This window comes from Aquisphaera insulae (genome assembly GCF_011064615.1).
Taxonomy (GTDB): Bacteria; Planctomycetota; Planctomycetia; order Isosphaerales; family Isosphaeraceae; genus Aquisphaera; species Aquisphaera insulae.
The window spans coordinates 79,380-99,140 of sequence record NZ_JAALJH010000009.1; the positions used below are offsets into that span (position 1 = coordinate 79,380).

Annotated in this window: 16 protein-coding genes; 5 read left to right on the forward strand and 11 right to left on the reverse strand. The window is 67.5% G+C overall.

Annotated elements, in window-relative coordinates:
* Positions 1-39: 39 nt before the first annotated feature.
* Positions 40-1,656: a phytoene desaturase family protein gene (locus G6O54_RS07835; RefSeq protein ID WP_165222753.1), complete on the forward strand. Its 1,617-nt coding sequence runs from the start codon at positions 40-42 to the stop codon at positions 1,654-1,656.
* Positions 1,657-1,688: 32 nt separating this feature from the next.
* Here the strand turns inward: G6O54_RS07835 and G6O54_RS07840 are convergent, their stop codons facing one another.
* A complete protein-coding gene (locus tag G6O54_RS07840; RefSeq protein WP_165222756.1) occupies positions 1,689-2,459 on the reverse strand; it encodes a C40 family peptidase in 771 nt (256 codons plus the stop codon).
* A gap of 171 nt (positions 2,460-2,630) precedes the next feature.
* Between G6O54_RS07840 and G6O54_RS07845 the strand changes: the two genes are divergently transcribed.
* Positions 2,631-3,548, forward strand: a complete 918-nt coding sequence (locus tag G6O54_RS07845) for a hypothetical protein (protein ID WP_165222759.1) — start codon at positions 2,631-2,633, stop codon at positions 3,546-3,548.
* 16 nt (positions 3,549-3,564) lie between these two features.
* Here the strand turns inward: G6O54_RS07845 and G6O54_RS07850 are convergent, their stop codons facing one another.
* From G6O54_RS07850 to thrC, 7 genes are all read right to left on the reverse strand, one after another.
* Entirely contained in the window at positions 3,565-4,893 is a 1,329-nt protein-coding gene (locus G6O54_RS07850; protein WP_165222762.1) for an ABC transporter permease, read from the reverse strand.
* 37 nt (positions 4,894-4,930) lie between these two features.
* Positions 4,931-8,218: an efflux RND transporter permease subunit gene (locus G6O54_RS07855; protein ID WP_165222765.1), complete on the reverse strand. Its 3,288-nt coding sequence runs from the start codon at positions 8,216-8,218 to the stop codon at positions 4,931-4,933.
* Between the two features lie 90 nt (positions 8,219-8,308).
* On the reverse strand, positions 8,309-9,241 hold the full coding sequence (locus tag G6O54_RS07860; RefSeq protein WP_165222768.1) for a UDP-glucuronic acid decarboxylase family protein: 933 nt from the start codon (positions 9,239-9,241) through the stop codon (positions 8,309-8,311).
* A 217-nt stretch (positions 9,242-9,458) separates the two neighbouring features.
* Positions 9,459-10,058, reverse strand: coding sequence for a cyclic-phosphate processing receiver domain-containing protein (locus G6O54_RS07865; RefSeq protein ID WP_165222771.1), 600 nt, complete (start codon positions 10,056-10,058; stop codon positions 9,459-9,461).
* Between the two features lie 11 nt (positions 10,059-10,069).
* Positions 10,070-10,474 carry a hypothetical protein gene (locus G6O54_RS07870; RefSeq protein WP_165222774.1) on the reverse strand — a complete coding sequence of 135 codons (405 nt, stop codon included), beginning with the start codon at positions 10,472-10,474 and terminating at the stop codon, positions 10,070-10,072.
* A gap of 55 nt (positions 10,475-10,529) precedes the next feature.
* A complete protein-coding gene (gene dapB / locus G6O54_RS07875) occupies positions 10,530-11,330 on the reverse strand; it encodes a 4-hydroxy-tetrahydrodipicolinate reductase (RefSeq protein WP_165222777.1) in 801 nt (266 codons plus the stop codon).
* 50 nt (positions 11,331-11,380) lie between these two features.
* Positions 11,381-12,865, reverse strand: a complete 1,485-nt coding sequence (gene thrC / locus G6O54_RS07880; protein ID WP_250846764.1) for a threonine synthase — start codon at positions 12,863-12,865, stop codon at positions 11,381-11,383.
* A 368-nt stretch (positions 12,866-13,233) separates the two neighbouring features.
* Here thrC and G6O54_RS07885 point away from each other — a divergent pair, with 368 nt between their 5' ends.
* Complete coding sequence (locus tag G6O54_RS07885; protein ID WP_165222780.1) at positions 13,234-13,566, forward strand: ArsR/SmtB family transcription factor; 333 nt, start codon at positions 13,234-13,236, stop codon at positions 13,564-13,566.
* A gap of 108 nt (positions 13,567-13,674) precedes the next feature.
* Here G6O54_RS07885 and G6O54_RS07890 read toward each other — a convergent pair whose 3' ends face one another.
* Positions 13,675-14,466 (reverse strand): sugar phosphate isomerase/epimerase family protein, encoded by a 792-nt coding sequence (locus G6O54_RS07890; protein WP_250846765.1) that lies wholly within the window; start codon positions 14,464-14,466, stop codon positions 13,675-13,677.
* A gap of 186 nt (positions 14,467-14,652) precedes the next feature.
* Positions 14,653-15,639 carry a diguanylate cyclase gene (locus G6O54_RS07895; RefSeq protein ID WP_165222783.1) on the reverse strand — a complete coding sequence of 329 codons (987 nt, stop codon included), beginning with the start codon at positions 15,637-15,639 and terminating at the stop codon, positions 14,653-14,655.
* 264 nt (positions 15,640-15,903) lie between these two features.
* Between G6O54_RS07895 and G6O54_RS07900 the strand changes: the two genes are divergently transcribed.
* Together G6O54_RS07900 and G6O54_RS07905 are read left to right on the forward strand one after the other, a co-directional pair.
* Positions 15,904-17,037, forward strand: a complete 1,134-nt coding sequence (locus G6O54_RS07900) for a site-2 protease family protein (RefSeq protein WP_165222786.1) — start codon at positions 15,904-15,906, stop codon at positions 17,035-17,037.
* A gap of 15 nt (positions 17,038-17,052) precedes the next feature.
* Entirely contained in the window at positions 17,053-17,415 is a 363-nt protein-coding gene (locus G6O54_RS07905) for an HNH endonuclease (protein WP_165222789.1), read from the forward strand.
* Between the two features lie 46 nt (positions 17,416-17,461).
* Here the strand turns inward: G6O54_RS07905 and G6O54_RS07910 are convergent, their stop codons facing one another.
* Positions 17,462-19,546 carry a S46 family peptidase gene (locus G6O54_RS07910; protein ID WP_165222792.1) on the reverse strand — a complete coding sequence of 695 codons (2,085 nt, stop codon included), beginning with the start codon at positions 19,544-19,546 and terminating at the stop codon, positions 17,462-17,464.
* Positions 19,547-19,761 lie beyond the last annotated feature (215 nt).

The window sequence follows — 19,761 nt, forward strand, 5'->3', positions numbered from 1 at the left end:
GATCATCTGAAATCCTTCTCTTATCGGACCTTAGAGATCATGGGAACCACACCTGGCGGGAACCAATCGACCCTGGATACGCTCGGGGCCATCGAGCATCGCGATCCCGCGAGGGCCTTCGCGGCCAGGAACTGGGACGCGATCGTGATCGGGGCGGGGCATAACGGCCTGACGTGCGCGGCGTACCTGGCCAGATCCGGCCAGCAGGTGCTGGTGCTCGAATCGAGGAATCGGGTGGGGGGGGCCTGCACGATCGACGAGCCCTGGCCGGGCTATCGGGTCTCGCCGTGTGCCTACCTCCTCGGCCTGCTCCACCCGCTCGTGATCGATGAGCTCAGGCTCCCCGCGTATGGCCTCGACTGGACTCCGGCGACGGCCGGCCTGTTCGTGCCGTTCGAGGACGGCAGCAGCATTCAGCTCTGGGACGATGACGCCCGTTGTGAGGAGGAGATCAGACGGTTCTCGGCCGTGGACGTGGACGGCTGGAAGGACTTTTCCGCCGCCAAGGCCAGGCTCCGCGAGGCCGTCAGGCCCGCCGGCTCGGGGGACCTCTGGGTAGGCCCCGCGCCGACGATGGAGGAGCTCGAAGAGCGGATCGGCGGCGATCACGAGGCCCGCCACATCCTCTTCGAATGGTCCATGGTGGAGTGCGTCGAGCACTACTTCCAGGATGAGCGCCTCCAGATGGCCTACCTGGGCCAGGGGGTCATCGGGACGAACGCCAGCCCCCATGATCGCGGCACCGCGTCGATCCACTTCCATCATCAATCGGGGAGGCTCGGCGGCACTCCCGGGATGTGGGGTTATGTGAAGGGAGGGATGGGCATGGTCTCGTTCCTCCTCTGCGACATCGCCAGGGATCTGGGCGTGACCGTCGCGACCGGCGTCCCGGTCGCGCGAATCGTGCCGGGAGAGGGAGTCGAGCTGGCGGGAGGCGAGCGTATCCGGGCTCGCCACGTGATCTCCAACGCGGACCCGCGTGCCACGGCGGGCCTGCTCGGCCCCGCCGCGGACCCGGGCTGGGTCAGCCGCGTGCAGTCCATCCCGCAGAAGGGCTGCACGGTGAAGTTCAACGTGGCCATGCGGCAACTCCCCAGCTTCAGGGCCCGCCCGGGGACGTCGATGCCACACCATCAGGGGCAGATCAACACCCCTCTCACCAAGCAGGAATGGGCCGACACGTTCTCCGAGGCACGCGCGGGGAGGCTCCCGGGCCGACTCTGGACCGAGCTCTACTTCCAGACCGTCCACGATCCCTCGGTCGCCCCGGCGGGCGTCCACACGATGAGCGTCTTCGGCCAGTACGTCCCGAACGAATTCTCGGCCGGGGATTGGGACTCCCGACGCGACGAGGTCCGCGACGTCGCCATCGGCTCGATTGCCCGCTTCTGCGAGGGTTTCCCCGAGTCGGTGATCCAGGTTCAGGTGCTCGGCCCGCCGGACATCGAGGAGTCGGTGGGCCTGACCGGCGGGCAGATCTTCCAGGGGGAATGCCTGCCCGAATTCATGTGGGAGCGCCGGCTCACCCCCCGGACGCCGATGCCCGGAGTCTTCCTCTGCGGGGCGTGCACCCACCCCGGTGGCAGCGTGATCGGCATCAACGGCCGGAACGCGGCCATGGAAGTCCTCGGCCAGAACCGCAGGCCGGGGCGATGACGGCCCTGCACCCGGCGATTCGTATTCGGGGATCAGTGCTGGGGCGAGGCGAGCGGCGGCCTCGGGGGGCTCCCTTCGGGGAGGCCGGACAGCCATCGAGCCGGCGGCGCCCACCCCTGGTCCTCGAGCCTCAGGTGCTTGTTCAGGTAGAGATTGAGCGAGGTCGGATAGAAGAAGTCGCACGGATAGGTGGCCGTCGGCCGGGCGGTCTCGCGATCGATGATGCCGGCGTAGGCACAGGATTCCATGACCAGCTCGGAGCAGAACCACTTGGGGCGTTCCCCGATCGGCTGGCCGACGAACCAGGTCTTGATCGGCCCTCGGACCCGCAGCGGCGTCAACTGGCCGAACCATCTTGCCAGGGCGAACGGCTTGCCCTCCTGGGCCGAGGCGAACTCCGTCAGCCTGGCCGATTGCTCCGCCGTCAGCGGCAGCTTGCGGCGACGGATCCAGACGCGATCCCCGGCCTTCACATGATTCATCATGTGCTGATACGGGTCCATGACCTCGACCGTCGTCTTGTTGAAGGGCCCCGCCTCGATCAGGCCGAGCCGGCCGTCGGCTCGTCGGAAGACCAGCCCGGAATGGTGGAAGCCGTTGGCCCCGGCGATCAGGTGGCCCCAGCGGAACCAGAGTCGCTGGTCCGTGGCCAGGAAGATGTCACCGGGCTGCGGCGTGTACGACTCGAGCGGGCCGCGGATCTCCCAGTCCCGGGAGTACGACGGCTGGCAGAGATACGATCCTGTCTCGGGCACCTGCGTCAGCATGGACGCGACCAGGAATCCCAGGATACTCGGGCACATCCATGAGCCCCAACGGGTGAGGGTGGTGGGTGGGAAGGACGTTCTGGCTCTATCTTCGGACGCGATCGCAGCGTTCTTGACGTGCCTCCGCGATGCTCGGATCGCGCCGGGGCGGAGGGGCTACGGTCGGACGGATTGTACGGCCTGAAGCGGCCAGGAGGGCGACCCGCGATGAGACTTCAGCTCCTGGATCTTGATGGTGGCGTGGAGCTTCCGAATGTCGTGGGGACGGATTCGTCCCCCGGGACGGTCATCCCCGCCCGCGACTGGGGGCCGCGACTTCGGCTCGCCGTCAACTTCGCGGCCTTCGACCGCTTCTCCGGCTGGCTCGACAAGCAAATCCCCGAGGACAACCCCACGGTCACGGCCTACGGCTCGGGCGACTTCCACCACGTCACGCTGGCGCTCCTGCGGCGAATCCGCGGACCCTTCAATCTGCTCATCCTGGACAAGCATCCGGACTGGATGCGCGGCATCCCGTTCCTCCACTGCGGCACCTGGGTCCGCCATGCGCTCCGGCTACCCGGGCTGAACCGCGTCTTTCATTGCGGGGGGGACCTCGACTTCGACAATGCCTATCGCCACCTGGCCCCCTGGCGAGACCTCGAAAGCGGCCGGATCGTGGTCCTCCCGGCGCGGCGACGATTCGTCCGCGGCCGATGGAAACGAATCGAGCACGGCCCGCTCCTCGTCCGCGAGGGGCTCGATCCCGATCAGCTTGCCCTCCGCCTCGATCCCCTTCGAACCGACCTGGCGAGGTTCCCGCTCTATGTCTCCATCGACAAGGACGTCCTCCGCGCCGAGGACGCGGCGGTGAACTGGGACTCGGGCTACCTCCGAATCGACCAGGCGACGGCCGTCCTCCGGGCGTTCCTGGACGCGGCCTCCGGTCGACTCGCGGGCGCCGACCTCCTTGGAGATTGGTCGCCCGTCATCCTGGACACGACGTTGAACCGCCTCTGCGATCGCCTCGACCATCCCAGCCCGCAGCATGATCCCCGGGAGGCCGCACGCCGGAACGAGACGGCCAACCGGGCGTTCCTGGACCTGCTTTCGAGCGCCTTCGAGCTCGGCTCCAACTCGAGCTGAGCCGCGGGTATCCCCGTCACCGGGCGCCGATCCGGATCGTCTCCATCGGTGCCAGCCTGGAAGCGTGCCAGGCGGGGTAGAGGCCACCGAGCCCCGAGAGGATCAGGGACAGGCCCAGCCCCAGGGCGAGGTGAGCCGGCGAGGTCACGAGCCGGAATCCTCCCTCGAGAAAGGGACCAGCAATCGCAAATCCGGCCGCCGCGAGCGAGCAGCCGATGAGCCCCGCGACCAGCCCCAGGCAGAGGCTCTCCGCGAGGACCAGGGAGAGGACATTCCCCCGCGACCAGCCGTTGGCGCGGAGGATCCCGAACTCGGCCAGCCGCTCGCTGGTGCTCATGAGCATCGTGTTCAGGACGCCGATCGACCCCACGGCCAGGGCCAGGCCGATGAGGATCAGCAGCAGCCGATCGAGCTTCGACAGCATGCGTCCGACGCCCACCCGGAAATCGGCCGTCGTGCGGGCATCCACGCCCCTGATCATCGCCTTGATCCTCGAGGCCACCTCGGCCGTCCGGGAACGGTCGGCTGGCTCCACGTGGAAACAGGAGACGGTCTCGTCGCCCGTGTTCGTGATTCGTCGGGCCGTCGCAATGTCCATGAGGATCGTGCCGTCGAGGATCACGGACCCGGTCTCGTAGATGCCGACGATCGTGAAGTCCTCGCCGGCCATCCGGAGCGAGTCCGCGACGACCCTGGGGCGTCCGTCCTCGTGAGCGTATTCGCGGGCGATCGTGGAGCTGATCACGACGTTCGTCGTCCCGCGGTCGCGGTCGTCGAGGAACCTCCCCCCGCGAGCCCCGGGCAGGAGTCGGTCGCGATGGACCTCGTGCCGGAGCCTCGCGTGAGCCGGGATATCAAGCCCTTCGATCTGCACGGCCTTGAGCAGGTCGAGGATCGGATGTCGCCAGGCCTGTCCGGAGTCGCGATCGCGACGACGCGGGGCGGTCCGCCGGCCCTCGATGGTCGGCGCGAGCTTCCAGACCTGGGGTGCCACCACGCGGACGCCCGGGACCCTGCCGAGCTGACCGGCCATCGCCGCGGGGAGTTCGCTGAAGAGGTCCACCGGTGCGTTCTTGCGGAGGACGAGGATCCCCTGCACCTGCCCGAGCGTGTCGTCGATCAGGCCCCGGAGGCCGTCGGACAGTCCGAGCATGCCGATGGCCCCCAGGATCGGCACCGAGAGGCCCACGATCGCCAGCAGGGTCCGGGACGGCCGCGACCGGAGATTCCGGGCCGCGAAGCCGGCGATGGCCGCGGCCGCTACGCCGCGTGCCCGCACGCCGCGTGCGGGGCTCGTCCCCCGAGGGCCCACCTTCGCCGCGGTATCCCCATCCCCGCTTGACAAGTGCGTTCGCTCCCGAGAGACCTGGGGCCGGGATGGGTCAGTCGACCTGGTCGAGCCGCGAGGGGACGGCCAGGAACTCGTCCGCGTAGTGCGACCCCTCCACCAGTTCGCCCGATCGCCCCACGCCTCGAGGTGCGGGGAAGAAGCTGTAGAGCACCGGCATCAGGTATCGGGTGAGGAAGAGGGTCACGAGCATCCCACCCACGACGACGATGGCGAGGGGCTTCTGCGCCTGCGAGCCGATCGAGGTCGCGATGGCCGCGGGGAAGAGCCCCACCGCGGCGGTGAGGGATGTCATGACGACGGGCCGGACGCGCAGCTCCGCCCCCCGGAGGATCGACTCGCGGACGCCCCGGTCGGCCGATCGCATCTGGTTGAAGTACGAGATCAGGAGCACGCCGTCCTGGACGGCGACGCCGAAGATCGAGACGAAGCCGACGGCGGCCGAGATGCTGAAGGGCGTGCCCGTGATCCAGAGGGCCCACACGCTCCCCATCGCCGCCTGGATGACGTTCACCATCACGAGGAGCGCATCCTTGATGTTGCCGAAGGCGCCGTACAGCAGGACCATGATCAGGCCCACGGAGACGGGGACGATCATCATCAGCCGGGCGTTGGCCCGTTCCATCTGGGCGAACTCTCCCGACCAGTCGATCTTGTAGCCTTGCGGCTGCTTCACGCCGGTCGCCGGATCCTCGACCCGCCGCTTGGCCTCGGCGATCGTGGAGGCGAGGTCCCGGCCGCGGACGCTGAACTTGATGGGGATGTAGCGGCGGTTATTCTCCCGGTAGATGTACGAGGCCCCGGGCCGGTGCGGGGCGATGTTCGCGAGCTGGGAGAGCGGTATCCGGACGGCCGGCAGCTCGGGACTCGCCCCGGGCACGGTCACGGGGATCCGGCTGATGACCTCCGGATCGTCGCGCATCTCGAGCGGGAGGCGGAGCACGATGTCGAAGAGCTTCTCCCCCTCGACCATCTGCGAGAAGGCCTTGCCGCCGATGGCGACCTCCACCGCGGTCTCCACGTCGGCGATGTTCACCCCGTAGCGGGCGCAGGCGTCGCGATCGATGCGGATCTCCAGATTCGGCTGCCCGACGATGTGGAAGAGGCCCGCGTTCTCGATCCCGGGCACCTTGCGGATGACCTCCAGGACGTCCTTGCCGACCTTCTCGAGCGTCTCCAGGTCGCTGCCGAAGAGCTTCACCGAGTTGGCCCCCTTCACCCCGGACAGGGCCTCCTCGACGTTGTCTCGGATGAGCTGGGAGAAGTTGAAGTTGAGACCGGGAAATTCCGCGAACTGCCTCGCGAGCTCGTCCTGGATCTGCTCCCGGGTGATCGGCCGCCCCCAGCGGTCCTTCCGCCACTCTTCCATCGGCTTGAGGGGGACATTGAACTCGATGTTGAAGAATCCGGTCACGTCGGTGCCGTCGTCCGGCCGGCCGATCTGCGACATCACCCCGCGGACCTCCGGCGCCGAGGCGATGATCCTCCGCAGCCGCGGGGCGATCCGCGCGGCCTGCTCCAGCGACGTGGTCCGGGGCATCACGGCGCGGATCCAGAGGTTCCCCTCCTCGAGCTGCGGCATGAACTCGCCCCCGAGCCTGAGGAGCAGGCTGGCCGTCCAGGCCAGCAGGCCGATCATCACGAGCACGGTGACGTACCGGTATCGGAGGACCCGGTCCAGGTTCCTCAGATATCGCTGCTTCATGATCCGATCGACGATCGTGTCCTTCTCTCGCATCGCGTCGTGGAAGAGGAGCGAGCAGAGCACCGGCGCCAGCGTGACCGCCAGGAGCAACGCCCCGCAGATCGCGAAGGCGTAGGTCCGTGCCATCGGCCCGAAGAGGGCCCCCTCCGGCCCGGTCATCGAGAAAAGGGGGATGAATGCACAAATGATGATCGTCGTCGAGAAGAAGAGGGCGCGCTCGATCTCGTGCGAGGCGTCGGCGACCCGGTCCAGGAACGGCCGGGATCGATCCGCCCCCTCGGTGGCGATGTGTCGGTAGATGTTCTCCACGATGATCACGGAGCTGTCCACGATGATCCCGAAGTCGACCGCCCCGAGCGAGAGCAGGTTCGCCGACTCGCCCGTCAGGTAGAGCAGGGTCACCGAGAAGAGCAAGGCCAGCGGGATCATCACCGCCACGAGCGCCGCGCTGGTCAGGTGGCCGAGGAAGATGAAGAGCACCGCGATCACCAGGCCCATGCCGAAGAGGAGATTGTGCAGCACGTTGTGGGTGGTCACGTGGATCAGGTCGGTCCGGTTGTTGAACAGCCGGACCTTCATGCCTTCGGGCAGGATCTTCTCGTCGTCGATCTGCGCGAGTTTTTTGAGGACCTCGTCCGCGGTCGGCCGGGACTTCTCATACTTCCGCATCAGGACGATGCCCTCGACCACGTCGTTCTCGTCCGAGCCGGCGACCCCGCGGTCCTCCGGCGTGGCGCGACCGACCATCCCCAGCCGCGGTTGATGGCTCACCACGACCCTGGCGATGTTGCGGACGAAGATCGGCGTCCCGTCCGCCTGGTTCGCGATCAGGACCCGGTTGATGTCCTCGAGCTTCTTCGCCTCGAGTTGAAGCGCGGAGCCCGCATGGACCGGATCGAGGGTGTCGATCCCCTCGCCGATCAGGCCGAGTGCGCGGACGTTGTGGGCCTGGCTGCCGATCGTCAGGACATTGCCGCCGACGTTGGCGTTCGCCCCCTGGATCGCCTGGCTCACCTGCGAGAGCGTGACCCCGAACTGCCGCATGAGGCCGGTATCGAGCAGGACCTGGTATTCCTTGACCGTGCCGCCGAAGCCGGTGACGTCGATGACGCCGGGGACCTGCTTGAGCTGCCTGGTCAGCACCCAGTCCTGCACCGCCTTGAGCTGGTTCAGGTTGTAGGCCGGCCCTTCCAGGACGTAACGGACGATCTCACCCGTGGGGCTCCACGGCGAGAGCCCGGGGGACACGCCGTCGGGCAGATTGGAGACGAATCCGAGGCGGTTGATGACCTCCTGACGCGCCTCCCAGTAGTCCACCCCGTACTCGAAGACGCACTTGATATCGTTCAACCCCGCGAGCGACGTGCTCCTCAGGTATTTCAGGCCGTGCATCCCATTCAGGGCCGTCTCGATCGGGATCCCGACGAGCCTCTCCATCTCCTCCGGGCTGGCGCCCGGGTTCTGCGAGATGACCTCGACCAGCGGGGGGGTCGGGTCGGGATAGGCCTCGACGTCGAGGTTGCTCGCCGAGTAGAGCCCCATGGCCACCAACGCGGCCACGCCCAGCAGCACGACCATGCGGTTGTGCAGGCTCCACGAAATCAGATATCGGACCATGTAAAAAACTCTTTGAACGACCCCGGACGCGTCGGCGACGGTCGCCCCCGATCCGGCGGAGGTGCCCCGGAGCCGCGGCCCGAGCTCGCGTCACAGGACGGTGCGGAAATATTCGAGCGTGCGCCGCAGGCCGTCCGCCCGATCGACCGTCGGATTCCAGCCGAGGAGGGTCTGGGCCTTCGTGATGTCCGGCTTGCGACGCTTCGGGTCGTCTTCCGGGAGGTCGTGGTAGACGACCGTGCTTTTCGTCCCCTCGACCAGGTCGATGATCTCCCGGGCGAGCTGGGAGACCGTGATCTCCGTCGGGTTACCGATGTTCACCGGCAGGCTGTAATCCGAGAGCAGCAGCCGGTAGATCCCTTCGACCAGGTCGCTCACGAAGCAGAAGCTGCGGGTCTGCTCGCCCTTGCCATAGATCGTGATCGGTTCGCCTCGGAGGGCCTGATGCATGAAGTTCGGCAGCACCCGGCCATCGTTGAGCCGCATCCGGGGCCCGTACGTGTTGAAGATACGGACGATCCGGGTCTTAACCCCGTGGAACCGATGGTAGGCCATCGTGATGGCCTCGGCGAACCGCTTCGCCTCGTCGTAGCAACCCCTCGGGCCGATCGAATTGACGTGCCCCCAGTAGTCTTCGCGCTGGGGATGAACCTCCGGGTCGCCGTAGATCTCGGACGTACTGGCCAGGAGGAACCGGGCCTCCTTCGCCTTGGCCAGCCCCAGCGCATTGTGGGTGCCCAGCGAGCCCACCTTCAGGGTCGGGATCGGGTGGGCGAGGTAGTCCGCCGGGCTGGCCGGGCTCGCGAAATGGAGCACGGCATCCACCGCTCCATCGACCTCCACGGGCTCGGAGATATTGTGCTCCATGAACCGGAACCGCGGATTCGCGGCGAGATGCTCGATGTTCCGCAGGCTCCCCGTCAGCAGGTTGTCCACGCAGAGGACCTCGTGGCCCTCGGCGAGGAATCGTTCGCAGAGGTGAGACCCGACAAAGCCCGCGCCGCCCGTGATCACCGCTCTCATGTCATGCTCCTGAATCGCCCGGCATCCTTCGAGACGAGTCGACGCTCTCCGTCGTCACGGGCCCGGTTGCCATGATACTGTCGCGTGCCCGCCGTCGAAACACGAGGTCAGTCGTCGGATCGAGGACGCGTTGGGAGCCGGCATCGCTCGCGGCCGATGCCAGGACTCTCTCCTCGACCGCCTCCCGAGTCTTCCATCATCGTGCCGGGCCCGAGAGTCAGCCCTCCGGCGGGAGCTCTCCGGATCGTCGGCGGCTGCTCCAGCCGGCAACGCGTCGGACGATTGCGGCGAGCCTCTCGGGCCAGCTTCGGAGCCTCAGCGCCGGGGTCGGACACTCCGGCTCGGAGGCCGCCAGTTCCTCGATCCACTCGTCGACGTTGATCCCGAACGGCCGGTAGACGACCGCCAGGCCGTGTTCCCTGAGCGCCCTGCACATCACGCCCGCCGCCTTCACGTTGTGGGTGTGGATGACGAAGAGCGTGTCGTGAAATTGCCCCGCGGGCCTCGAGACGATCCAGCGGACCACCTCCATGCCGCAATCGGAGCGTCCTGAATCCACGTACACCTCGCCGCCAAGGTCGTGATCGAGATGGACCTCATCCCAGGGATCTTCGAGCCGCGAGACGCAGGCCTCGGCGGTGCTCACGGCGACTGCATGCGGGTTGATTTCCAGGAAGCTCCGCGTCCGCCTCGGATCGTCGTCGAGGAAGAGGAGGCGGGCGGCATGCGGGACGGCATCGCACTCGCGACTGGATTCGGCCGACGTGGGTGAGTTCGGCTCGGGCCGTGGTGGGGAGTCGATCCCCATGCGAGTCATGCCTTTCCGACTCACCGAGGGGAGTCGCCTCGACGGTCCGCGCCGCCGTTCGGGCCCGCGGCCGTCTCGGTCCCCGCTCGATCCCTCAGAGGATATTCGAGGATCGGCAGCCCGAGCCGCACGACCTCCGCCAGGCGCAGGTAACCGGCGGTCACCCTCGCCTCCTCGCGAGTCACGAAGTCGGGATCGAGCTCGGCCCTGGCGAACGGTCCGTCCACCAGGACCGGCGGGAACCCGGGGGCTGCGATGAACTGGGCCAGGACGGGATTGCAGACGATGTGACGCTCCGGGAGTCGATGGAGGAGGTCGGGGTCGACCTCTCCCAGGACATAGCGAAGGTAGAGGTCGGACTCGACGATGCCCTCGACATCCCGGCCGCAGACTTCGCAGCGATATCCCTGGTCACACTTGGCCATCGCGAGCCGCCTCCGCCTCGTCCCGGTCCGCCGGCCTCTCAACGGGCCGCCGCCGTCAGTCGCCCAGGACCTCCGCCATCGTGTAGACCCTCGCCGGCTTGCCGGCCAGGAACTTCGCCGCATCGATGGCGCCCCGGACGAAGCCGTCACGATTGAGCGCCCGATGGCTCAGCTCCAGGGATTCGCCCATCAGCCCGAAGATCACGGTGTGGTCGCCCGGAGAATCGCCGGCCCGGACCGCATGGATGCCGATCTCGTCCCGAGGCCGCTCGCCGACCTGCCCCTGGCGGCCGTGGACGAATCGCGAGATCCCCGCGCCCCGGGCCGCGACCTCCGCGAGCCGAAGGGCCGTCCCGCTGGGCGAGTCCTTCTTGTGGCGGTGATGCCGCTCGACGATCTCGATGTCCACATCCGGGCCGAGGGCCCGGGCCGCTTCCCCGACCAGCTTCATCAGTAGGTTCACGGCCCGGCTCATGTTGGGCGAGATGAGGATGGCCGTTCGCGCCCCCAGCCCCTCGAGTCGCCGCTTCTGATCCGGTTCGAACCCCGTCGTCCCGACGACCAGGGGGATGCCGTGCCCGGCGCAGAACTCCGCACAGGCCAGCGAGGCCCCGGGCTGCGTGAAGTCGATCATCGCGTCGAGATCGGGCGGAGCATCCTCGAGAGTCCCGAGCCGCACGCCCAGCGGCGGCAGGCCCGCCAGGCTCCCCGCATCCTCCCCCAGCTTGGAATGCCCGCCGCGCTCCACGGCGCAGGCCAGACGAACGTCCGGATCCTGGGCGATCAACTGGATGAGCCGCGTCCCCATCCGGCCCGAGGCTCCATGCAATCCCAGGGATAGTCTCGTCGCCGCCACTCCGGATCTCCCTCTTCCTGTCCCAAAACGTTCTTACAGGATGCCGGTCGTCACTCGGACGCACGTCGATCGCCGCTCCCCGTGGGGGATTCGCCCCGCGAGCGGAGCTCGATCGCGCGGATGATCTCGTCAAGGTCGTTGGCCACGCCCACGGGCCGATTTGCGAACGACGCCTGGTTGACGCCGCGGGCGCCCAGGACCTTGGCGAAGTTCTCGGCGTCGGTCCCGTGATAGGCCACCGTCGCCGTCGGATCCTTGAGCTGATGCCCGGTCAGGATGCAGACGACTCGATCCGAGGGGGCGATCACGCCCTCCTCGCGGAGCCGCCGGGCGCCGGCGACGCTCGCCGCGCTCGCGGGCTCGCAGCCCAGCCCGCCGCCGCCGACCTGGGCCTTCGCGTCCATGATCTCCTGGTCGCTGACCTGGCGGACCACGCCGTCGCAGAATTCCAGGGCACGCAGGCACTTCTTGAGGTTCACCGGACGGTTGATCTCGATCGCCGAGGCGATCGTCGAGGCCTTGATCGCGTCCCGATCGAGCCGCCCATAGTAGGCCTCGACGCGATCCATGTCCGGCAGGCCGCTCCGCCAGGTGACCCCCTGCCGGCCGTGCAGCTCCTCGAGCGTCCGGGCACCCTCGGCGTTGATCACCGCCAGGCGGGGGACCCGGTCGATGAGCCCGAGATGCTTCAGCTCGATGAACGCCTTGCCGAAGGCGCTCGAATTCCCGAGGTTCCCCCCGGGCACGACGATCCAGTCCGGCACCTCCCAGCCCAGGGCCTCGAGCACCCGGTACATGATCGTCTTCTGCCCCTCCAGCCGGAAGGGATTGACCGAGTTCATCAGGTAGATCCCCATCCGCCCGGCCACCTGCTGCACCCGGGCCATGGCATCGTCGAAATCGCCGACGATCTGGATCGTCAGGGCGCCGTGATCCAGCGCCTGGGCCAGCTTGCCATAGGCGATCTTCCCCGACCCGATGAAGATGATCGCCCTGAACCCGAGCTTCGTCGCCGAGCAATAGACCGCCAGCGCCGCGGAGGTATTCCCGGTGCTCGCGCAGGCCACCCGCGTCGCCCCCACCATCCGAGCATGGGTGAAGGCGGCCGTCATGCCGTTGTCCTTGAAGCTGCCGGATGGATTCATCCCCTCGTATTGGAGGAGAAGGCGGCCAGCGTCCAGGCCCACGAAGCTGCCGACCTTGTCGGCCTGCTGCAGCAGGGTCTGACCCTCCCCAATCGTCACGACCATGGGCGCCGGGGCAAACGGGAGCAGCTCGTGGAACCTCCAGACGCCGGAGAAACAGAGCGGATCGAGCCGGCGGGACCATTTGCGCTCGAAATCGGAAAGCCGGGCCGGCACGGGGAGGCGATCCCATTCGTACACGACATCGAGGAGGTTGCCGCAGGATGGGCACGAGAAGTGCACTTCCTCGACGCCGAATGTCGCGCCACAGGCCGGATGGATGCACTGCTGATAGACGGCCTCGGTCGTCCGTAAGTCCCGAGGTGTGACCATCGTCGCTGCTCCGGACATCGGGCCGGTTCCTCCTGCTCGTCACGCCCGGCGGGAGCGGCGACCCCGCGGACTCCCGAGATCCTACCAAACGTTCAGATTACTCTAACGGCCTGGGCCGGCCCGCCACAAGCCGGACCCGACGGTGCGGACAACGCGAGGCCCGGCGGACCAGCCGCAATGTCAATCACGTATGCCGATTCCAAGAATTCATATCGCGACAGGATTCAATTGAATGAAAGTGCCAGGAGGGGTTGACGCTTTCGACGCGCAATCCTATCATGAACTTTAACGATTCATAGCTGCCGATGTCGCGATCCGACGGGCCCTCTCCTCGGCCCCCGTGCGGAGTGTCCTAAGTCCCTTGATTTCAGGCGATTGAGACAAAAATGGCTGCGACCACCACCCGCTCGTCACGCTCGTCCAAGGCCGCGGCGTCCGGCCGATCCCTCGCGGAGATCCGTCGGGTCGCGGAGCTGCTCAAGCAGGTCTCGGATCCGACGCGTCTTCAGGTGCTCATGTTGCTCAGTGAGAAGGAACGGAACGTTTCGGAGCTGTGCGCCGACCTCGGGACCCAGAGTCAGCCCGCGGTCAGCCACCACCTCGCGCTCCTGCGGCACGGCCGCCTGATCGAGCCTCGCCGCTCCGGCAAGCACAATTTCTACGCCCTGACCGAGGCCGGCCGCGAGCTGGCCGATGTGGTCGTGTCCGTGGTCGGCTGAGCGAAACGTCCGGCCCGACGGGCGGGGTCATGGGATCGCCCATCGGCCCGGCTTGGTTGGCGCGGTTTATCATGCGAGCCGCCCCCTCGTGGGGGCGGCTCGCGTCGCTCAATCGCGGAGGCAATCGCGCAGGAAGCCCAGCCCTTCCTTCACGTCGCGAAGCCGGCCCGCCTGGTCTCCCACCTCCCGCTCGATGATGAGCGGTCCTTGAAAGCCCACCCGCTTCAGGGCCCGCAAAAACTCGGGGATGTTCACCTCTCCACGCCCCAGCGGGACTTCCTCTCCCCAGGCGCCCGGGCTCTTCGGGCGGATCGCATCCTTGACGTGGACCGAGCGGATGTCGGGGCCCAGGATCTCGACGGCCCGGATCGGGTCTCCCATGTCGTAGAGGAGCATGTTCGCCGGGTCGAAGTTCACCTTGATGTGGGGCGACGCCAGGTCGTCGAGCGTCCGCCGAAGGAGATCCGCCGACTCCTGGCCGGTCTCGAAGGCGAGCGTCACGCCCTTGCCGCCGGCGAGCTCGCCGGCCCTCGCCAGCGTGTCGAGGAATGGCCCGCGCCCCGGATCTCCGATCTCGGGCAGGAATCCGGCATGGAGCGTGAGGTCCGAGAGCCCCAGCGCCCTCGTCCGATCGAGGGCCCATTCGAGACGCTCCAGCCGTTCCGCACGCCAGGCGGGCTTGCCGAAGCCCCCCGTCTCCTTGATCGTCTCGGGCGTCGTGTAGTCCTCGCCCGGGAATCCCAGCATCGCGCCGGCCATCTCGATCCCGGACGCCCTGGCCACCTGCGGCAAGTCATCCCCCTCGACCCATGAGGCGTGGTGCGGGTCGCCGCAGGCGATCTGGATGAGGTTCACACTGAGGATCGAGAGCAGGTCCTTGAGCTCCGGGATGCTCGTCACCTGCAAACTCCAACTGCACACGCCCAAACTGAAGGGGGCCGGGGCGGACGTCGACACGGGCTGGGTCACGGCGATTCACCTACCTGATCGATCGGAGTGGAGGTCTCATCCGAGCCACGAGGCCCGTATCCGTTCGATCTTAACCCCGGCGGACGGCCCTGGCGACGGCCCACCTCCCGTTTGCCGCTAGACCGCGAGGATGGAGACGCAGCCGTCGACCGATTCCGTCTTCCCGAACGGGGTTCCCACCGCGGACTTGGCGCAGACCACCCGATTTCGCCCCGTCCGCTTGGCTTCGTAGAGGGCCCGATCTGCCTGAGTGATCAGCTCGGACAGGCCCCCCGAAGCACCCTGCTGGCGGAAGGCGACCCCGATGCTCATCGTCACCCGGATCGACCGGCCATCGATCGCCACGGGGGTCGCGGCGAGCGCGGAACGGAGCCGTTCCGCCCAGTTCATGGCCTGCTCCAGCGACCCGATCGGGAGGGCGAGGATGAATTCCTCTCCCCCGTAACGCGCCAGAAGGTCCTCCGATCGCGTCGACTCCCGGAGGATCGCGGCGACCTTCCGCAGGACGAGATCCCCCGCATCATGCCCGTGGGTGTCGTTGATGTCCTTGAAACGATCGATATCCGCCATCAGCACGGCCAGGCCCAGAGACGACATCGCGTTCAGCTCGGCAAGCGGCCCGACCTGGCTCAGGAAGTAGCCCCGATTGTAGAGCTCGGTCAGGTTGTCCCGGACCGCTCGCTCGTACATGATCCGCTGGAAATCCTCCTCGCAGGAGTCCAGGGCGACGAACTTCAGGAGCGTGGCGTCGCCGACCTGGAGACGGTTTCCGTCTCGAATCCGGGTCGGCGTGTTGGGCGACAGCCTGCGCCCCTCGACGAACGTGCCGTTGGTGCTCCCCAGGTCGGTGATCCAGGCGTGCCCCTGGCCATCGATGGTGATCACGGCATGGCGGCGGGAGATCGTCCCGTCGGAAAGCTGGCAGGTGTTCTCGACCGCTCGACCCAGGCTGCTTACCTTCTTGACCAGCCGGAACATCGTCCCCGGGACCCCGCCCCGGACGACGATCAGGTACTGCATGAGGGGCCCGGCGGCGGGGACCGTAGGGAAGTCCTCGCTGGTCACGGGGGAGAGACTGATCTGCGTCTCGCATCGGATGTCCACGGTGCCTCCCCTGGTTGCCGCGACCTCAATCCCCCAGTTCTCTACCTCCACAACCGCCCTTTACACGAGTCTAGGTCGCGTGTACGGCCTGTCAAATCCGCGTGACACTCGGCCGGCCCGGGCGCTGCCGCCGTCCTACGCCCCCGGATCGACGATGAAATGGATCATCACGATCGGCTAGAGTGGACCCGTCGACGAGGCTCCACGATGGGGCGCGGGCGCGTGGCTCGCCGGGGCTCGAGGCGGTGGAGGCATTCGAGTCGCATGTCCTGGTCCCTGAAACTCGGCCGGGTGGCCGGCATCCCGATCTTCGTGCACTGGACCTTCCTGATCCTGCTGGGCTGGATCATGCTGGCGCAGTGGGGGCAGAATCACGAGCTGACCGCGGCCCTCGCGGGGGGCCTCTTCCTTATCACGCTCTTCGCCTGCGTCGTCCTCCACGAGCTCGGCCACGCCCTGATGGCCCAGCGGTTCGGCGTGCCGACCTCCGACATCACGCTCCTGCCGATCGGCGGCGTCGCCCGGCTTCAGCGGATCCCGGAGCATCCGGGACAGGAGCTCGCCATCGCCGCCGCCGGCCCCGCCGTCAACGTCGCCATCGCGCTGGTCCTCTACCTGGGCTTCGGAGTTCCGTTCCCGGGCACGCTGGACGACGCCGCACACCTGGAACGTGGCGCCTTCTGGCCGAGGATCCTCGAGGTCAATGTCTTCCTGGTCGCCTTCAACCTGATCCCGGCCTTCCCCATGGACGGCGGCCGGATGCTGCGGGCACTGCTGGCCATGCGCCTCCCTTACGCGAAGGCGACCCGGCTGGCCGCGTCGATCGGCCAGGCGCTGGCGATCGGCTTCGCATTCGTCGGGATCCAGTCCAACCCGATGCTCATGCTGATCGCCCTCTTCGTCTGGATCGGCGCCGAGGCGGAGGCCCGCCAGGTCGAGGATCGCATGGCGCTTCGCGGGCTCCGCGTCCGGGACGCGATGCTCACGGACTTCCATACGTTGAACCCGTCGGATTCGCTGGGCCGGGCGGCTGACCTGCTCCTGGCCGGCACCCAGCACGATTTCCCCGTGGCCACGCCGGGCGATAGTGAGTTCCGCTCGATCCTCACCCGGGCCGACCTGATGGCCGGGCTCGCCAGCGCCGGGAGAGAGAGTCCGGTCTCGGACCATGCCGTCACCGAGCTCCCCGCGTTCGACGTCTCCTCCGACCTGGAACAGGCCGTCGCCTCGCTCCGGGACCAGCAGCTCCGGTGCCTCCAGGTCACCGAGAGAGGCCGGACCGTCGGGCTGCTCTCGCTCGAGAACGTCGGCGAGTTCCTCCTCGTCCGCTCCGCGCTCGGCGGCCCGGAGTCGGCCCCGCCCGGCCCCGGCCAGCGACTCCTCGCCGCCGATGCCTGACGGAGGCTCGCGGTCATGAACCAGGGTGAGATCCTCTCGAGAGTCGCGGCCACCGATGGCACCTTCCGCCGGGAGGGCCCGAACTGGGTCGGGAAGTGCCTGATCTGCAACGGTCCACTCGCGTTCGACGCCCGGACCGGAGAGGGGGCCACCCTCGAGCACATCCGCGCCCGGAGCCGGGGTGGCGGGCAGGACCTCGCCAACCTCGCCGTCGTCCACGACCGGTGCAACGGGGAGAAGGGGCGTCGCTGGGATCCCAGGAAGCGGCGCTCTCAGGAAGAGTACGACACCTTCGTCGCGCGACTGCTCAACCGCCGTCAGGAACGATGGCGAGACGTCGAGCCGCCCCGGAAGCCCGCACCTCCGGGGCGGACCTGAACGGCTCGCACTCTCGCCATTCCTGATTCGCGTCCGCTCGCGGGCCTTACTCGCCCGTGAGCTCCTTGACGAGCCGGTCGGTCTTGTAAATGGACCGGAGCGCCTCGACGATGCCTCGCGAATCCACCGACACGGCCCGGGCGACCTTGTCGTCGTAGCCGAAGTCCAGGACGAGCGACTGGATGTTGCCGTCGAAGATCAGCCCGACGACCTCGTTGTTCCGGTTGACCACCGGGCTCCCCGAGTTGCCGCCGATGATGTCCGCCGTGGAGACGAAGTTCAGCGGCGTTTCACCCTTCAGCTCGCCGGATTCCCTGGCCTTGTGCCAGGACTCCGGCAAAACGTATGGGTCCTTGTTGCCGTGGGCGTCCGCGTGCTGGAAGGCGCCCGCCATGGTGGTGAAGGGGGGGATCGTCTTGCCGCCGACCCCGTAGCCCTTGACCGTCCCGAAGGCCAGCCGCAGGGTGAATGTGGCGTCGGGGTAGACCCTGTCCCCTCGATCCTCGAAGAGGGCCCGGGCGATCAGCGCGTAGTTCGTGGCCTCCACGCTCTCCACCTTGTCTTCCCGCTCCTTGCGGACGGCCCGTGCATCGGCGTCGACCGCCAGCGCCAGCTTGATCATGGGGTCGTCGGAGGCAGCGATCCCGGCCTTGCCCTCCGCCGCCAGCTTCTTGCGTACCGGGACGTGCGCCAGCTTGGATCCGGAGACGAAGTCGTGCGCGGCCGCCTCCGGCGAACGTCCCCGCAGGACCTGCTCGACGAGCGGATGGTCGGGCATGACCTTCTTCCAGTATGCCAGCGACTGGGCGAGCTTCGCCTCCTCGTACTCGGGATAGATCGGCGCGTCCGAGAAGAGCCGGAGCTCCAGCGAGGCCATGCCCGACTCGCGGAATTCCTTGAGCCGCTCCGAGTTCGGCTTCGCCTTCTCGTCCGCCAGCCGGACCAGGATGCGGGCGATCCGGAAGAGGTCGGAATCGAAGGCGAATCCGCGCTCGAGGAACGAATACGGACGAAGGATCGCCGCGGCGTGCTCCTGGGCCTTGGCGATCCGGTCCCAGGCCTTGTCGTAGAGGGCCTTCTTCTCCGGGTTGGCGGCGATCCTCGAGCGAAGCTCGTTCTCGCCCTGGGCCTTCCTGGCCATGAACGACTCGTCGCGGAGGCCTTCATGGCCCCCCACGCGGGCCTTGCGGCTGTTCTGGATGCTGAAGAGGTCCTCCTTCGACTGCCGATACGCCTCGGGCCCCTTCTTGCCATACTCGAGGAGGAACGCCTCCTTGGTGTGGAGGTAGTCCAGCAGGACCGGCATGGCCTGGTCCCGCATGTAGTGAAGGCTCGCCAGCGTGTTCAGCCGATCGGTCCGGCCGGGGTGGCCCGCCACGAAGACGAGCTCTCCCGCCTTCGCGCCGTCCTTGCTCCACTTCAGATAGTTCGCCGGCCGGGCCGGCTTGCCGTCCTCGTAGGCCCGGAAGAAGCAGACGTCCAGGTCGTAGCGTGGATACTCGAAGTTGTCCGGATCTCCGCCGAAGAAGGCCGACGCGAATTCGGGCGCGAAGACCAGTCGCACATCGGTGTACTTCTTGAACGTATAGAGATGATACTGTCCCCCCTGATAGAGGGTGACCACGTCGCTCCGGAGCCCGGTCCTGTCGGTCGATTCCTTCTCGATCTCCGCCATGGCCTTGCGGCGGGCCTTCTCGACGCTGGCGTCGTCCTGGCCGGGCTCGATCGCCGCATTCACCCGGGCGGTGACGTCCTCGATCCCCACCAGGACGTTCAGCTCGAGGTCCGGCGCCTTGACCTCCTCCTCGCGGGTCTTGGCGAAGAAGCCGTCGCGATAGTAGTCCTTCTCCTTGTTGCTCAGCTTCGCCAGGGTGTCCGCCCCGACGTGGTGATTGGTCATGATCAGCCCGTCCGCCGAGACGAACGACCCGGACCCGCCGCTGTTGAACCGGACCGCGGACGACCTCAGGTGATCGGCCCAACCCGGGGGCGGGACGAAGTCGTACTTCGCCTTGAGTGTTTCAAGGGGCAGGTTATTGAAGACCCACATCCCCTCGTCGGAATAGCCCGCCGTGCTGAGGATCATGATCGCCAGTCCACCAAGAAGCCCGTGCCGAGCACCGGTACGCATCGAAGTCCACTCCCTCAACCCCGTCGCCGGGGGGCCAGTCCATCCTCCGGGCGTCGGCGACCATGGCCGGGGCCCGCCTATGGCTTCACCTCGCGTAGAAAAGAGCCATCGCGAGGCTTGCAAGTCGTCGTCGCTGCGGGCTGTCGAGCAGTCCCTCCATGCCGACGTCCAGGAACCTCATGATGCGAGCCCCCCGGATGCACTGTCAAGGCAGA

Coding starts and splice junctions, on each gene's coding strand:
- thrC (WP_250846764.1), bottom strand. CDS start 12,865: ATGTCCGGAGCAGCGACGATGGTCACACCTCGGGACTTACGGACGACC.
- G6O54_RS07885 (WP_165222780.1), top strand. CDS start 13,234: ATGGCTGCGACCACCACCCGCTCGTCACGCTCGTCCAAGGCCGCGGCG.
- G6O54_RS07860 (WP_165222768.1), bottom strand. CDS start 9,241: ATGAGAGCGGTGATCACGGGCGGCGCGGGCTTTGTCGGGTCTCACCTC.
- G6O54_RS07845 (WP_165222759.1), top strand. CDS start 2,631: ATGAGACTTCAGCTCCTGGATCTTGATGGTGGCGTGGAGCTTCCGAAT.
- G6O54_RS07900 (WP_165222786.1), top strand. CDS start 15,904: ATGTCCTGGTCCCTGAAACTCGGCCGGGTGGCCGGCATCCCGATCTTC.
- G6O54_RS07835 (WP_165222753.1), top strand. CDS start 40: ATGGGAACCACACCTGGCGGGAACCAATCGACCCTGGATACGCTCGGG.
- G6O54_RS07910 (WP_165222792.1), bottom strand. CDS start 19,546: ATGCGTACCGGTGCTCGGCACGGGCTTCTTGGTGGACTGGCGATCATG.
- G6O54_RS07870 (WP_165222774.1), bottom strand. CDS start 10,474: ATGGCCAAGTGTGACCAGGGATATCGCTGCGAAGTCTGCGGCCGGGAT.
- G6O54_RS07840 (WP_165222756.1), bottom strand. CDS start 2,459: ATGTGCCCGAGTATCCTGGGATTCCTGGTCGCGTCCATGCTGACGCAG.
- G6O54_RS07855 (WP_165222765.1), bottom strand. CDS start 8,218: ATGGTCCGATATCTGATTTCGTGGAGCCTGCACAACCGCATGGTCGTG.
- G6O54_RS07905 (WP_165222789.1), top strand. CDS start 17,053: ATGAACCAGGGTGAGATCCTCTCGAGAGTCGCGGCCACCGATGGCACC.
- G6O54_RS07865 (WP_165222771.1), bottom strand. CDS start 10,058: ATGACTCGCATGGGGATCGACTCCCCACCACGGCCCGAGCCGAACTCA.